This window comes from Kitasatospora atroaurantiaca, from assembly GCF_007828955.1.
Classification (GTDB): Bacteria; Actinomycetota; Actinomycetes; order Streptomycetales; family Streptomycetaceae; genus Kitasatospora; species Kitasatospora atroaurantiaca.
The window spans coordinates 6,382,565-6,397,599 of the sequence record NZ_VIVR01000001.1 but is presented as its reverse complement, the minus strand read 5'-3'; the positions used below and the strand labels follow the sequence as shown (position 1 = coordinate 6,397,599).

Sequence of the window (15,035 nt, the reverse complement as noted above, 5' to 3'; positions counted from 1 at the left end):
GGGCTGCTTCACAGGAGTACCAAACCACCGGCCTTCCGGCGGGCCGTGACACGCGCTCACCCCACGTCGAGGCGGGCGGCGCGGCGGAGCAGTCCCGGGGAGAGGCGGCCCAGCAGGCGGGCCGCCTTCGCTTCGAAGGTGACCGGGACGACCGCCTTGCCGGTGCGGACGGCACGGACGATCTCGGCGGCCACCTTCTCGGGCGGGAAGCCCCGGCGGGCGTACATCTTGGAGACCTTCTCCTGCTTCGCGGCCTGCTGGTCGGCGGTGAGGCCGGAGAAGGTGGAGGTCCGGGTGATGTTGGTGTTGACGATGCCCGGGCAGATGGCCGAGACGCCGATGCCGGCGGGCGCCAGCTCGGCCCGCAGACAGTCGGAGAGCATCAGGACGGCGGCCTTGCTGGTCGCGTACGCGGCGAGCACCTTGGACGGCAGATAGGCGGCCGCCGAGGCGAGATTGACGATGTGTCCGCCCTCGCCGCGCTCCGTCATCAGGGTGCCGAAGGCGCGGCAGCCGTGGATGACGCCCCAGAGGTTGACGTCCAGGACGCGCTGCCACTCCTTCTCGGTGGTCTGCAGGAACGTCCCGGAGTGGCCGATGCCGGCGTTGTTGACCAGGACGTCCGGCACACCGTGCTCGGCGGCGACCTGCTGGGCGAAGGCGTCCATCGCGGCGCCGTCACTGACGTCGAGCGGGTAGGCGTGGCCCCGGCCGCCCACCAGGGCGCACAGGTGGGCCGTCCGTTCGGCGGAGGCGAGGTCGAGGTCGCCGACCACGACCCGGGATCCCTGCTCGGCGAAGGCGAGTGCGGTGGCCCGGCCGATGCCGCTGCCGCCGCCGGTGATGACCACCAGCTGCCCGGACTCCGGCGGGGCGTGGTCCTGCCCGGCCTCGACGCGGGCGGTGAAGTCCCGTACCAGATCGGCCACCACGGGCCCCTTCTCGAGCAGTGCGGACCAGTGGGTGGCGTTGACGGTACGCCGGGTGAGGCGGGGCACCCAGCGCTCCAGGCCCTCCGAGAGGAACTCGCTGACGTAGTGGTCCCGGGCCAGTGTGACCAACTGGACGGGCACCTCGGTGGGCCGCTCGCGCGGGCGGCGCAGCGTCGGCCGCATGTTGGCCCGGTACAGCTCGATACCGCGCACCGCGTCCTGACGGAGCGTCGGCTGCGGGTGGCCCGGGCGCGGGGTGACGGCCTCCAGGTCGCGCAGCACCCTGGGCCAGGCGCGCGCCAGCCAGAGCCGCCAGGTGGCGGGCGCCAGGAAGGGCAGGTGGAAGGCGGTGATGTACCAGGAGTGCACCCCCTGGACCAGCAGCTGGCGCAGGTGGCGCGGGGTCGGGCGGCGGAAGCGCTCGCGCATCCAGAAACCCAGGTGGTCGAGGGAGGGGCCGGACATGGTGGTGTACGAGGCGATGCGCCGCTCGGCGGCGGGCGCCGTGACGGCCTCCCAGGACTGCACCGAGCCCCAGTCGTGGGCCACCACGTGCACCGGCCGGTCCGGGCTCACGGCGTCCGCGACGGCGAACAGGTCGGCGCCCAGCAGCTCCAGCCGGTAGCCGCTGCGGTCGGCCGGCACCCCTGATTCACCGGCTCCCCGGACGTCGTAGCGCACCACATGGTGGTCGACGGCCAGGTCGGCGGCGATGTCGTCCCAGACCACATGGGTGTCCGGGTAGCCGTGCACGAGCAGGACGGTCTGGTTGGCCGGGTCACCCTCCTCGAACACGGCCAGCGGCAGGCCGCCCGAGTGGACGGTGCGGCGACGGATCGTCATGCGGTCGTCTCCTTCTGCTGGGTCCAGCGGCGTACGTGCGGCAGGTCGTCGTCGAGCCAGTAGGCGTCGTCCTCGGTGACCACCAGCAGCTCCTCGAACTTGATGCCCACGTCCCGGAACCCGATGTGCGGCTCCACCGCCCACAGGCCGGGCGTGGGCGCGTGACGCGAGGACCGGCCGTCCGCCCAGAGCGGCGAGCGGCCGTGCAGCCGTTCACTGATCAGCTCCCGGCCGAGGGTCTGCAGCGTACGTACCCCGAAGCCGAAGAGGTTCACCCCTGCCGGGCCGCGGGCGGTCATCCTGGTCACCTGGTGGCCGATCACCCGGCCCGGGTAGACCTTGTGCCGGTTGTCGTAGCCGTGCGCGGCGATCTGGGCGTCCACCGCGGCGTACACCTCGTTCAGCGGCTTGCGGGCGCGCACCTCGCGGAGGATCAGCTCACGGTAGACCTGGAGGTCGGCGGCGAGGCGGTCCCAGGCGGGGTTGTCGCCGACCTTGCCGCCGTAGCCGATGTCGGCCGTGTAGCCGTCGACGACGGGCGCGCAGTCCAGGACGTACGGCATGCCCTCCTGGAGCTTGCGGCCGCCGGCGAAGAACTGCAGCGGGGTGTGGAAGTGCCGGAAGGCGGTCCGGTCGCCGAACCAGGCGAAGGGGACGTGGAAGAAGTCCTGAACGCCCGCCGCGACCAGGCAGCGGCGCAGCTCCGCGGTGGCCTGACGCTCCGTCACGCCAGGCTCGATCCACGCGGCCACCTGCTCGGCGCAGTGGTAGGCGAGCTGCTGGGTCTCCCGGAAGCGGTCGAGGTCGTGCTCGGTGAAGGGGAAGGCGGGGAGGGTCTTTGCGGTGGCCATGGCGGTGCTCCTCACAGGTCCAGGACGAGCGTCTCGCCCTCGGCGGCCCGCGAGACGCAGGGCAGCAGGGCTCCGGCGGCGCGTTCCTCCTCGGTGAGGCGGCGGTCGCGGTGTTCGGGGGTGCCGGAGCGCAGCTGCACCCGGCAGGTGCCACAGAAGCCCTGGTGGCAGGAGTACGGCAGTTCGGGGCGCAGCTCGCGCAGCACGTCCAGCGCGGAGCGGTCGGCGGGGACGGCGAGCTCGGGCCCGTCCTTGCCGAGCCGGACTGTGAAGGGCTTGCCGTCCAGGATCGGTGCGGCGCCGAAGCGCTCGAAGTGCAGGGCGCCGCTCGTGCGGGCCGCCTGTACGGCGGCGAGCATCGGCGCCGGGCCGCAGCAGTACACGGCCGCACCCTTGGAGGCCCGGGCAAGGAGTTCGGCGCCGGTGGGGATGCCGTGCTTCTCGTCCGTCAGGAAGGTGACCCGCTCGGGGTCCAAGGCGCGCAGCTCGTCCGCGAAGGGCATGGTGTCGGCGCTGCGGCCGGTGTGGACGAGCCGCCAGTCGAGACCGCGGCGCTGCGCCTCGCGCGCCATCGGGAGCAGCGGGGTGACGCCGATGCCGCCGGCCAGCAGGAGCACGGCGGGCTCGCCGCAGAAGGCGAAGCCGTTGCGCGGGCGGCGGGCCGTCAGCCGGGCGCCGACGTGCAGCTCGTCGTGGATCTCCACCGAGCCGCCTCCGCCGCCTTCGATCCGCCGTACCGCGATCCGGTACGAGCCGAGGTCGGCCGGGTCGCCGCAGAGCGAGTAGTGGCGCTCCAGGCCGGAGGGGAGGGTGAGCAGCAGTCGGGCGCCGGGCTGCCAGGCGGGCAGCCGGTCTCCCGACGGGTCGGCGAGGCGCAGCTCCACGACGTCGGTGGCGATCTTCTCGTGGCCGGTGACGGCGAGTTGGAGCGGCGGGGTGGGGCGGGGCGCCGGGCGGCGCGGGCTGCGGCGCAGCAGGGGGCGGCCCATGGCGGGGGTGTACCACTCGCTGAACGCGGTGATCCGCTGCATGAAGCGGTCGGGCCTCGGGCGGCCGTACAGGTCGGGGGGCGGGGCGGCGAGATCCATCCGTACGGGCTCCTGTCCCTGGATAGTGCAACTGGGAGGCTTCGTCAGTGGGTGGGCTACCGATCGGGATCGGGTTACCGCAGGGGCGCGTGGGGGCACCTCCCGGCCGAAGGCTGGGGGAGAACTGCGCGAGGGGGCAGGGCACAGGTCGTCGCCTTCCTATCTCGCGCAGTTCCCCGCGCCCCTGGTCGTGCGTGGCTGGGCGATGTGCCTAACTGGCCGCGGCGCGGGCCGCCGGGGAGGTGGCGAGGTAGCTGAGGGCCTGGCTGGACGAGCCCTCCTGGGTGGGGTGGTAGCCGGGCCGGAAGTAGCGCAGGGCGGAGCGGGCCATCCGGCCGGGCTGCGGGAGCAGGCCGCGGCGGCCGTTCACCTGGGCCTCGCGCCAGGTGGGCTTGATCCTGCCCTCCAGGGTGGGGTCGGCGGCGAGCAGGAAGCGGGCTCCGCGTGCCCAGAGGTGGACCAGCAGCGGCCCCGAGATCAGCATGCCGCGGACCCTGCGCAGGTAGCCCGGGTCGAGGTGGACCATCAGGTCGAACGCGACGCTGCGGTGCTCGACCTCCTCGGCGCCGTGCCAGCGCAGCAGGTCGAGCATGGTCGGGTCGGCCTTCGCGCGGTCCAGGCCCGGCGAGTTGAGGGCCCAGTTGCCCAGGAAGGCGGTGAAGTGCTCGATGGCGGCGACGAAGGCCACCCGTTCGATGATGTTCTCGCGGCGCTGAGCGGGTGTCAGGCCGGGCTTGTCCCCGAGGATCCGCCGGAAGAGCCAGGTGACCTGGCGGACGTACGGGCGCGGGTCGAGCCCCTGGCCGAGCAGGTGGTCGAGGACCTCCTGGTGCGCCTCGGCGTGGATGGCCTCCTGGCCGATGAAGCCGAGCACCTCCTCGCGCAGTTGGTCGTCCCTGATCATCGGCAGGGCGTCCTTGAAGACCTTGACGAACCACCGCTCCCCCTCAGGCAGCAGCAGGTGGAGCACGTTGATGGTGTGGGTGGCCATCGGCTCGTCCGGGATCCAGTGCAACGGCAGCTGCGACCAGTCGAAGCGGACGTCCCGGGGCTCCAGGACGAGGCTGTCGTGAACCGTGGTCGGTGCGGTGGGGCGGGGCATGGGGGGCCTCCTGACCTGCGGGTGGCGGCTCGACTCTGGGCAACTTACTCGCGGGTAGAGCGGCCCACAAGGGTTTCGACCGCTCTTATCGACATTGAGTCTAATAAGAATCCCCTGCCGGTGGACAGGCACCCCATCAGCCACGGACAGGGGCGCGGGGTACTGCGCGAGATCGGAAGGCGTCGGCCTGCAGCCTCCCGATTCGCGCAGTTCCCCGCGCCCCTGAGATACCCCTACCTGCCGGCGAGGTCAGCCCGCGTGCGCGGCGGCGACCAGGTCGGGCAGCAGCTTCGCCGCGTTGGGCGTGCCGAGCCCGGTGACCGGGTCCCATCCGGTCGTGGCGGGGTAGCCGGGCACGGCGGGATCGGCGGTGTTGTTCCCGGTCGTCACGTCGTAGAAGTCCGCCGCGTACTTCACCGGGTCGGCGCCGATCCGGTACAGCGCCGGGTTGATCAGCCCGAGACCGCCGCCGTTCAGCTGGTCGGCGATCGCGACCATGCCCGCCCACTCCGGGCAGGCAAGCGACGTGCCGCCGATGTCGTACCAGCCCGTGCTGCAGGGGGCGTCCCCGCAGCTGAGGCCGCCCTGACCGTCCGGCGGCAGCGAGAGGTAGACCAGCGCGCCCGTACCGGCGCTGGCCTGCAGCGCCACGTCGGGGACGCCGCGCTTGCCGGCGACCGCGGTGCTGCCGGCCGACAGGGTCGACTGGTAGTCCGGCCGGTCGAAGATGTGGCTGTAGCCGCCACCGGAGAAGGTCCAGCCCACCTCGGCCACACCCGGGTTGGAGCGGCACTTGGCGGGTTGGTCGCTGCTGTCGGCCACCCGGCCGGTGGTGGCCGCCGGGTCGGTGCCCAGGTACGTGCCACCGACGCCGGTCACCAGCGGGTCCGAGGCGGGCCAGCCGGCCTCCGGGGTGGGAAGCGTGGTGCCTCCCTGCTTGACCGGAGTCTTCTTGCTGCCCGAACTGCCGTCGTCACCGGAGGAGGCGAGCACCGTGGCACCGTTCTGGGCCGCACGTCGCGGCGGAGGCCGCCACCCGGAGCGGCGCGCGCACCGGAGGCGACGAGCGCGAGGCTGCTGACACCGGCGAGTAGCCAGCGACGAGCAGCAGAAGCAGTGGAAACCGTCAAGAGAGTCCTCCTCAGGGGTCGTAAGGGGACTTGCGACGCCCGGCACCGGTATCTCGCCGGCCCGGGCGGTACAGCCTTCGGGCACGACACGGCCCAGGTCGGGGCGCGCGTCGGACCACGACCGCAGACCACGGAACGGCTGCGGGCGGGGCGAGTCCGGGTGCGGTCGTCCGGTCGATCAACGGTCGGCACCGGATTGGGTCCGACCGCCCAGGTGACCCCGGACGGGGGTACGAGATGGCTCAGACGGCGATCGCCAGCATCAGCGGCGCCGCCCGCTCCGCCAGGAGTTCGGCCGCGGCGCGGAGGCGGTGGATGTTGTCGACCGGCATCGAGGTGGCGAGGCAGCCGACGGTACTGCCTGCGGTGACCGGGACGGCGGCGCAGACGGTGCCGAGGGCGTACTCCTGGATGTCCAGGACCGGGACGGTGGCGGGCTGGCGCTCCAGACGGTGCATCAGCTGCTCGGCGTCGGTGATGGTCCGGGAGGTGAGGCGGGCGATCGGGTGGCGGGCGAGGTGGTCCCGGCGGCCGTCGTGGTCGAGCTGGCTCAGCAGGCACTTGCCGATGGCGCTGGCGTGCGCCGTGGCCTTGAAGTCGACCCACTCCTCCACGGCCGGGGCGTACTCCGCCGCCGCGACCGCCTCCACCGTCAGCTCGCCGTCGTGGTAGCGGCTGAAGTAGACGGCGGCGCCGAGCTCGTCGCGGAGTTCGGCGAGCTTGTGGTCGAGCCGGGTCCGGACCAACTGCTCGCGGTTGGACTGGCCGAGCAGTGCGAAGGTGCCGCCGAGCACCCAGCCGCCCTCCTGGCAGATCAGGTACCCCTCGATCTCCAGGACCTCGGCCAGCTCCTGGACCGCGGGCACCGGGAGCGACAGCTCACGGGCGAGCACCGCGAGCGGGGCGCCGTTGGGGTGACGGTCCACCGCCTCCAGCAGCCGGAGCGCGCGCTGCAGTGTGCCGAACGGGCCCGGGCCGCCCTCGGCGAGGATGGCCTGGCGGCCTCGGCTCTGTGCCGACATGGCGACCCCTTCCGTTCGTCCCGGCGCGCGGAAGGACCGCGGCATCTCCAGCCTATCCACAGGACGTTCCCAGGCACGTCGAAGTGGTGAAGACAGCTCAGTTGGCATATGCCAGCGGAGAGTTGGAGCGCTGCGGGAAAGAGAACGGGCCCCTCCCCCACTGCCCAGGGGGGAGAGGCCCGCGTTCGGTCACCCGACCCAGCTCACTGAGAGCGTGGGCCCGGGTGGCCCGGGAGGGTTGGTCGGGTTCAGCTCTCGTCGCCCGCGCGGAGCTTGGCGACGGCGGCCTCCAGGCGGGCGCCGTACTCCTCGTCGGCCGCGTGGAAGTGGGCGAGGTTCTTCTCGACGATGTCGTCGCGGGTGACCTGCGCGAGGAAGCCCGCGATGTTGTTGATCAGGCGGGTCTTCTCACCGGCCGACATCAGGCGGTAGAGCTCACCGGCCTGGAAGAAGTCGTCGTCCTTGGTGTGGGCCGGCGTGGTGTAGGTGCCGGTGTAGCCGTTGAGGGCCACCGGCGCCGCCAGCGCGCTGTCCGTCTGGGCCGGGCCGTCGTACGAGTTGGGCTCGTAGTTCTTGCCGCGGCCGGACTTGTTGATCGCCGACAGGCCGTCACGGCCGTAGTTGTTCGCCTCGGTCGCCTTGGGGGCGTTGACGGCGAGCAGGGTGTGGTTGACACCGAGGCGGTAGCGCTGGGCGTCCGCGTAGGCGAAGAGGCGGCCCTGGAGCATCTTGTCCGGGGACGGGCCGATGCCGGGAACGAAGTTGTTCGGCGAGAAGGCGGACTGCTCCACCTCGGCGAAGACGTTCTCGGGGTTCTTGTTCAGAACCAGGCGGCCGACCTTCTGCAGCGGGTAGTCCGCGTGCGGCCACACCTTGGTGAGGTCGAAGGGGTTGAAGCGGTAGTCCGCCGCCTCGGCGACCGGCATCAGCTGGACGTACAGGGTCCAGGACGGGAACACGCCGCGCTCGATGGCCTGGTGCAGGTCACGCTGGTGGCTGTCGGCGTCGGCGCCGAGCACCTCGGCGGACTGGTCGCCGTCCAGCGAGCGGATGCCCTGGTTGGTCTTGAAGTGGTACTTCACCCAGAACGCGTCGCCCGACTCGTTGACCCACTGGTAGGTGTGGGAGCCGTAGCCGTTCATGTGGCGGTACGAGGCCGGGATGCCGCGGTCACCGAAGAGCCAGGTGATCTGGTGGGTCGAGGCCGGCGAGTGCGCCCAGAAGTCCCAGACGTTGTCGGCTTCCTGCACGCCGGTGAACGGGTCGCGCTTCTGCGAGTGGATGAAGTCGGGGAACTTGATCGGGTCCTTGATGAAGAACACCGGGGTGTTGTTCCCGACGAGGTCGTAGTTGCCCTCCTCGGTGTAGAACTTCAGCGCGAAGCCGCGGGGGTCACGCACCGCGTCGCTGGAGCCCAGGTTGCCCGCGACGGTCGAGAAGCGCAGGAAGACCTCGGTCCGCTTGCCGACCTCGGAGAGGAAGTTCGCCCGGGTGAACTGCGAGACCTCGTCGGTCACCTCGAAGTAGCCGTACGCGCCGGAGCCACGGGCGTGCACCACGCGCTCCGGGATGCGCTCACGGTTGAAGCGGGCGAGCTTCTCGAGCAGCTGCTGGTCCTGGATGAGCAGCGGGCCGTACTCGCCGGCCGAGGCCGAGTTCTGGTTGTCGGCGATCGGGGCGCCGGACTCCGTGGTCAAGATCTTGGACATGGAGGGTCCTTCTGAGGTGAGGCGGTGCGTGGAGAAAGGTTCGGACTCAGACGCCGAGAAGGCGCCAGATCGCCGAGCGGCGGCGGGAGGACTGCTCGCCGTCGGGGCCGTCGGTCGGCTGCAGGGCAGCGACGGCGGCGGTGGTCGCGGCGGCGTCCGCGAGCGGGCGGGCGGCGGTCAGCGCGGTGGCTTCCTCCGCGTTCAGGCCGGCCTCGGTGAGCGCGGCCTCGGCCTCGGCGACCGGCAGGGCGTTGAACCAGCGGAGCGCGAGGGCGGCGCGGCCGGCCTCGGTGAGCTTGCCGGTCAGCCGCAGGCGGGCCAGGCCGCCGTCCGGGTAGACGTTGATCCGGACGTGGGTGACCGGGCGGCCGACGTTGAGGCGGAACTTGTGCCGGGTGTCGGGCTGCAGCCGCGTACGGGGCAGGATCTCGAACCAGCCGTCCGCGTCGTCCGAGGGGTTGCCGCCGTTCGAGGCGTCGTAGCCGACCAGGTCGGCCCAGCCGGGGGCGTTGGCGACGAAGTGGGTGGTGTCCACCTCGGCGGCAAGGACCTCGCCGCCCCCGGCCAGGGCGATCTGTACCCAGTCGTTGGCCTTGTCGCGCCGACGCCGGGTCTCCCAGCCCTCGCCCATGACGGAGGCTCGGCCGGGAGCGTTCAGGTTGTGCGGGGAGGAGAAGTAGCGGTCCGAGGCGGCCTCGGCGACGCCGCCGAACTCCTGCGCGGCGAGGTCGAAGGTCAGGCCGTCCAGCTCACGCGGGTCGGGCAGCACCTCGCCGTGCACGCGGAGGCGGGCCACGCCGCCGTCCGGCCAGATGTTGAGGCGCACGTGGGTGTAGCGGGTCTCGTCCGCAACCTCGAACTCGTGGGCGGTGTCGCCCTGGAGCGCCGTGCGGGGTACCAGGTCGACCCACTCGGCCTGCTCCAGCTCCTCGACCGAGGGAATGCCCGGGATCGAGGCGCCCTGGACGGAGCCGGACTCCGGGTAGTTGCCGGTGAAGTGGGCGGTGTCCACGATCACGCCGCGGATCACGCCGCCGACGCCCAGGCGGACGATCGTCCAGTCGTGGTCCTCGTCGGTCGGGTGCGGCTGCTCGGCGGAGACGCCGCGGCGGCGCTTGCTCTCCCAGCCGTCCATGATCTGGCCCTTGTGGCCGAAGGTGTGGGCGCGGAACTCGGCGGGCTTGGCGACCAGCAGGTTCTCCGCGTCGGCGAAGGTGTCCTCGTTGGTGGCGACCACGCCGGCGCCCAGCAGGCGGGAGGCCAGGTTGACCAGCTCGGTGAACGGAGCGCTCGGGGTGTTGACGGTGCTCATCTGAGTCTCCTAGTGACGAGTGATCTGGCGGCCGAACGGCTCGGCGTCCACGTCCACGACCCGACCGCGAAGCCAGGTCGTCCGGACGGAGCCGGTCAGCGTCTTGCCCGCATACGGGGTGACGGGGTTGCGGTGGTGCAGCTCTTCGGCATTGACGGCGAACTCGCCGTCGGGGTCGAAGGCGACCAGGTCGGCGTCGTGGCCGACGGCGATGGCGCCCTTGGTACCGGTCAGACCGACCAGCGAGGCCGGGCCGGCGGACATCCATCGGATGACGTCGCTCAGTGTGTGGCCCCGGCGGCGGGCCTCGGTCCAGATGGCCGGAAGGCCCAGCTGCAGGGAGGCGATGCCGCCCCAGGCGGCGGCGAAGTCGCCGCTGCCGCCGTACTTCTGCAGCAGCTTCAGATCCGGCGTGGACGGCGAGTGGTCCGAGACGACGGCGATGAACTCGCCGTTCGCCAGTGCGGCCCAGAGCTGGTCGCGGTTGGACTCGTCGCGGATCGGCGGGCAGCACTTGAAGGCGGTGTCGCCGTCCGGCACCTCCTCGGCTGCGAGGGTGAGGTAGTGCGGACAGGTCTCGGCGGTCACCTGGACGCCGTCCTCGCGGGCCTGGCGGAGCAGGGGCAGGACGGCCGCGGAGGAGACGTGCAGGATGTGGACGCGGGCGCCGGTGCGACGGGCGGTGTCCAGCAGACGGGCGACCGCGGCGGCCTCGGCGTCATCGGGGCGCGAGGCGAGGAAGTCGCGGTAGTGCACGCCGGGCTGCTGCGGGGCGGCCTCCAGGACGGCCGGGTCCTCGGCGTGGATGATCGCCAGCGCGCCGATCCGGGCCTGCTCGGCGAGGGCGGTCTCCAGGTCGGCCTGCTCGACGTGCGGGAACTCGTCCACGCCGGAGGGGGCCAGGAAGCTCTTGAAGCCGAACACGCCCGCGTTGTGGAGCGGCTCGAGGTCGGCGGCGTTGCCCGGGATCGCGCCGCCCCAGAAGCCCAGGTCGACCCAGGCCTGGCCCTCGGCGATCTTCCGCTTGGCCTCCAGGCCGTCCACCGTCGTGGTGGGCGGGATGGAGTTGAGCGGCATGTCGATGATGGTGGTGACCCCACCGGCGGCGGCGGCACAGGTCGCGGTGGCGAAGCCCTCCCACTCCGTGCGGCCGGGCTCGTTCACGTGCACGTGGGTGTCGACCAGGCCCGGCAGCAGGGCGACGTCGCCGAGATCGGTGAGGTGCTGGTCGCCGGCCAGGAGGGAGCCGTGGGCGGCGATCTGCTCGATCTTCCCGTCCCGGATCAGTACGTCAGCGGGACGCTCGCCGTCCGGCAGGACCACACGGCGGGAGCGGATCACCACGGTGGTGGGTGGCGTCTCGCTGAGGGACATCTGGACCTCCGGACTGGGGATGGTACGAGTGGGGGTCGCTGAAGGCGGGTGGGCAGCGCCATGGGGGCAGTTGAGGTCTTTTCATCAGACTGACAGCTGCGATGGCTCGGAGCCTAGGGCCGCCTTCAACAAAACGTCAATGTAGGAAAGTACGAGGGCTCAGCGGACCAGGAGCTCGGCCGCGAGTCGCTCCCCCGCGACCTCTGCCAGCTCCGCCGCCTTGGTCATGCTGTCCCCGGGCTGCTCGGCCAGATCGGTGAGCGCGTACGCGGCCACGAAGCCCGCCGCCCGCCACTCGTCCTCCGACAACTCGAGCCGCCCTGCCACAGCGGCCACCCGAACCCCCGCCCGAGTGGCCGCCGCGGCAACGCCGGCGGGTGCCTTGCCATGGAGCGTCTGCGCGTCCAGGCAACCCTCGCCGGTCACGACGAGGCGTGCCCCACGCACGGCCTCGTCGAAGCCCAGCAGCTCGAGCAGAAGCTCGATGCCGGGCCGCATGGTGGCGCCGAGCAGAGCGAGGGCGGCGAAGCCCACCCCGCCTGCGGCCCCGGCGCCGGGGGCGTCGCGGAAGTCCTGGCCGGTCGCGTCGCGGACGGTGTCCGCCCAGCGGGTCAGGCCTTCCTCGAGGATCTGGAGGTCGTCGAAGTCGGCGCCCTTCTGCGGGCCGTACACGGCGGTGGCGCCGCGCGGCCCGAGCAGCGGGTTGTCGACGTCGCAGGCCACGACGATCTCGACACCGGTGAGCATGTCCGCGATGGACCCCGGGTCGAGACGGGCCAGCTTGCGGAGCGCCGCGCCACCGGGCGGGAGCTCCGTACCGTCGGAGTCGAAGAGGCCCACGCCGAGTGCCTGGACCATGCCCGCACCGCCGTCGGTGCAGGCGCTGCCGCCGAGGCCGAGCACGATGCGCTTGGCGCCCAGGCTGACGGCGCGTCCGATCAGCTGGCCCACGCCGTACGAGCCTGCGGCGAGCGGGGCGGTACGGCCGCCGGGGAGCCGGGCGAGTCCGGAGGACTGGGCCAGCTCGACCACGGCAGTGTCGCCCTTGACGGCGATCGCGGCGTCCACCGGGAGGCCGGTCGGGCCGGCCACCTTGGCGGGGATGCGGGTGAAGCCTGCGGCCAGGGCGGCGGCCAGGGTGCCCTCGCCGCCGTCGGCGACGGGGAGCTCGCGGATCTCGGTGCCGGGTGCGGCGCGGCGGATGCCGGCGGCGATCCGGGCGGCGACCTCGGCGCCCTCCAGCGTGCCCTTGAACTTGTCGGGGGCTACGACGACATGGCCCTGAGTGGGGGTGGCGGGCATGGCGTGGGCCTCACTTCCGGAACGGGCTGACTACTGAGTTGGGCTGACCACTGGGGGCGCGCGGCGAACTGCGTGCGCAACCGTGCACCTTCGTAGGGGGCTGGTCGCGCAGTTCCCCGCGCCCCTGTAGGTAAACCCGATTCTGTACAGAGTTGGGGGGTGCGACCCCCTCCCCGCCGTTCCTCTCGTCCCGCTTCCGACGTACGAGAGGCTCCCCTCGGCGAAGGAGGGGGCCGGGCGGGGCGCGCAGGCACGACCGAAGTGCCCCCGGGAGGGTGACGCGCGCCGCCGGCTTGGACCGATCGGCAGGAGGGCGGTGAGCACCGAGCCCGCCTGCCGACCGAATCTGGCCTCCTGGTGACGCGGGCACGACCGGACAGGTACACGCCACCAGGAGGAGCTATGGGGTTACTTGACCTCGCGGCCGGAGAGGCGCTCGACGCCACGCAGCAGCGCGGAGTGGTCGAGCGAGCCGTCACCGTTGGCGCGGGCCGAGGCGACCAGCTGGGCGACGACCGCGCCCACCGGGAGGGCGGCACCGACGGCGCGGGCGGCGTCGGTGACGATGCCCATGTCCTTGTGGTGCAGGTCGATCCGGAAGCCCGGGGCGAACTGGCGGTCGATCATGTTGGCCTTCTTGCGGTTCAGCACGGTCGAACCGGCCAGACCGCCGCCGAGCACGTCGAGCGCGGCACCGAGGTCGACGCCCGCGTTCTCCAGGAAGACCACGGCCTCGGCCAGGACCTGGATGTTGACGGCGACGATCAGCTGGTTGGCGGCCTTCACGGTCTGGCCGGCACCGGCCGGGCCGACGTGGATGACCGTGGTGCCCAGCGCGTCGAAGAGCGGCTTGGCCTCGGCGAAGTCCTCGGCGGCACCGCCGACCATGATGGAGAGCACGGCCTCGATGGCGCCGGCCTCGCCGCCGGAGACCGGGGCGTCCAGGGTGCGGACGCCCTTCTCCTTGGCGGCGGCCTCGACCTTGATCGAGGTCTGCGGGGTGATCGAGGACATGTCGATCACGAGCGTGCCGGCCTTGACGTTCTCCAGCACACCGCCCTCACCGAGGATGACCTGCTCGACGTGCGGGTCGGCGGGGACCATCGTGATGACGACCTCGGCGTCCTTGACCGCCTCGGCGATGCTGGTGGCACCGTGGCCGCCGGCCGCCACCAGGGCGTCGATCGGGGGCTGGGTCAGGTTGAAGCCGGTGACGGTGTGGCCGGCCTTGACGAGGTTCTGGGCCATCGGGCTGCCCATGATGCCGAGGCCGATGAAAGCGATCTTGCGGCTCATCGCGTCGTTCCTTTGTACGTGGTGAGGTGGTTTGGGTGACTACTTGGCGGCACGGTGCTCGCGCGGGAGCCACTCGAAGCTGTCGGCGCTGACGCCGGTCGACGGCCTGTACTCCAGGCCGATGCGGCCCGTGTAACCGGCGGCGGTCAGGCGGGCGAGGAGGTCCTCGTAGTCGATCTCGCCGGTGCCGGGCTCGTTGCGGCCCGGGTTGTCGGCGATCTGCACGTGGCCGAACCTGTCGGCGTAGTTGTCGATGACCGCGACCAGGTCCTCGCCGTTGCGGGCCAGGTGGTAGAAGTCGCAGAGGAACTTGGCGTTGCCGAGGCCGGTGGCCTCGTTCACCTTGTCCACGACCTCGACGGCGGCAGCGGCCGAGACCAGCGGGTAGGCGGGAGCCTCGGGCTTGTTGAGGGCCTCGATCAGGAGGATCGCGCCGATCTCGTGCGCGGCCTTGGCGGCGAGCACGAGGTTCTCGAGCGCGAGCTCGTCCTGCTCGGCCGGGTCCACGCCCTCGATGCGGTTGCCGTAGAGGGCGTTGAGCGCCTTGGTGCCGAGGGAGTCGGCGAGGCCCGCCGCGACCGGGATGTTCGCACGGAAGCGCTCGCTGTCGGCCGGCACCGAGAGGGTGCCCTTGGCGACGCCGGTGGAGATGTCGTCAAGGAAGTTGAGACCGGTCAGCTGGACGCCCGCGTCGGTGAAAGCCTTGCGGAGCTCGTCCTGCTCGGCCTGCGACGGCGTGGCGTCGAGGCCGAAGGGCCACCACAGCTCGGCGGCGGTGAAGCCGGCGGCCGCGGCGGCGGCGGGACGCTCAAGGAGCGGAAGCTCGCTGAACAGGATCGACAGGTTGACCGTGTAGCTGTGCTTGGAAGCGGCAGTCACGTCAATCACCTTCACTCTCTTCCTCATCCGCAACTTCCACGATCCGGAAGAGCGATTCTGCTTGGTGGAAGCATGTCCGGGAATCCGAGGGAGTGTCAAGACCGCCACAACATTTTGTTGAAGCGCCCGAAACCCTGCGGTCACGTCGGTGCTCGACTGTTTGATCGACCAGCCCCTCCCATCCGCAGAGCCGCT

The 15,035-nt window shown here is 71.8% G+C and carries 11 protein-coding genes and 1 pseudogene; all 12 read right to left on the bottom strand.

Annotated features, from left to right (window positions below):
- Positions 1 to 56 precede the first annotated feature (56 nt).
- Positions 57 to 1,775, bottom strand: coding sequence for an SDR family oxidoreductase (locus FB465_RS28750; RefSeq protein ID WP_145795175.1), 1,719 nt, complete (start codon positions 1,773 to 1,775; stop codon positions 57 to 59).
- The gene (locus FB465_RS28745; protein ID WP_145795173.1) at positions 1,772 to 2,626 is read right to left on the bottom strand and encodes a M24 family metallopeptidase; all 855 of its coding nucleotides are present in this window, start codon (positions 2,624 to 2,626) and stop codon (positions 1,772 to 1,774) included. Before FB465_RS28745 ends, FB465_RS28750 begins: the two co-directional genes overlap by 4 nt.
- 11 nt (positions 2,627 to 2,637) lie before the next feature.
- Positions 2,638 to 3,714: a PDR/VanB family oxidoreductase gene (locus FB465_RS28740; RefSeq protein WP_145795171.1), complete on the bottom strand. Its 1,077-nt coding sequence runs from the start codon at positions 3,712 to 3,714 to the stop codon at positions 2,638 to 2,640.
- 211 nt (positions 3,715 to 3,925) lie between these two features.
- On the bottom strand, positions 3,926 to 4,816 hold the full coding sequence (locus FB465_RS28735; RefSeq protein WP_145795169.1) for a metal-dependent hydrolase: 891 nt from the start codon (positions 4,814 to 4,816) through the stop codon (positions 3,926 to 3,928).
- A 249-nt stretch (positions 4,817 to 5,065) separates the two neighbouring features.
- Positions 5,066 to 5,809: a S8/S53 family peptidase gene (locus FB465_RS28730; RefSeq protein ID WP_145795167.1), complete on the bottom strand. Its 744-nt coding sequence runs from the start codon at positions 5,807 to 5,809 to the stop codon at positions 5,066 to 5,068.
- A 379-nt stretch (positions 5,810 to 6,188) separates the two neighbouring features.
- Positions 6,189 to 6,968 (bottom strand): IclR family transcriptional regulator, encoded by a 780-nt coding sequence (locus FB465_RS28725; protein ID WP_145795165.1) that lies wholly within the window; start codon positions 6,966 to 6,968, stop codon positions 6,189 to 6,191.
- A gap of 248 nt (positions 6,969 to 7,216) precedes the next feature.
- Positions 7,217 to 8,677, bottom strand: a complete 1,461-nt coding sequence (locus FB465_RS28720; protein ID WP_145795163.1) for a catalase — start codon at positions 8,675 to 8,677, stop codon at positions 7,217 to 7,219.
- Positions 8,678 to 8,723: 46 nt separating this feature from the next.
- Entirely contained in the window at positions 8,724 to 9,989 is a 1,266-nt protein-coding gene (alc, locus tag FB465_RS28715) for an allantoicase (protein ID WP_145795161.1), read from the bottom strand.
- Positions 9,990 to 9,998: 9 nt separating this feature from the next.
- On the bottom strand, positions 9,999 to 11,363 hold the full coding sequence (gene allB, locus FB465_RS28710; RefSeq protein WP_145795159.1) for an allantoinase AllB: 1,365 nt from the start codon (positions 11,361 to 11,363) through the stop codon (positions 9,999 to 10,001).
- Between the two features lie 159 nt (positions 11,364 to 11,522).
- Positions 11,523 to 12,665, bottom strand: coding sequence for a glycerate kinase (locus FB465_RS28705; RefSeq protein WP_145795157.1), 1,143 nt, complete (start codon positions 12,663 to 12,665; stop codon positions 11,523 to 11,525).
- 408 nt (positions 12,666 to 13,073) lie between these two features.
- Positions 13,074 to 13,970: pseudogene (locus tag FB465_RS28700) on the bottom strand (2-hydroxy-3-oxopropionate reductase); the annotation flags it as partial.
- 30 nt (positions 13,971 to 14,000) lie between these two features.
- Positions 14,001 to 14,867 (bottom strand): TIM barrel protein, encoded by an 867-nt coding sequence (locus tag FB465_RS28695; RefSeq protein WP_145795154.1) that lies wholly within the window; start codon positions 14,865 to 14,867, stop codon positions 14,001 to 14,003.
- Positions 14,868 to 15,035 lie beyond the last annotated feature (168 nt).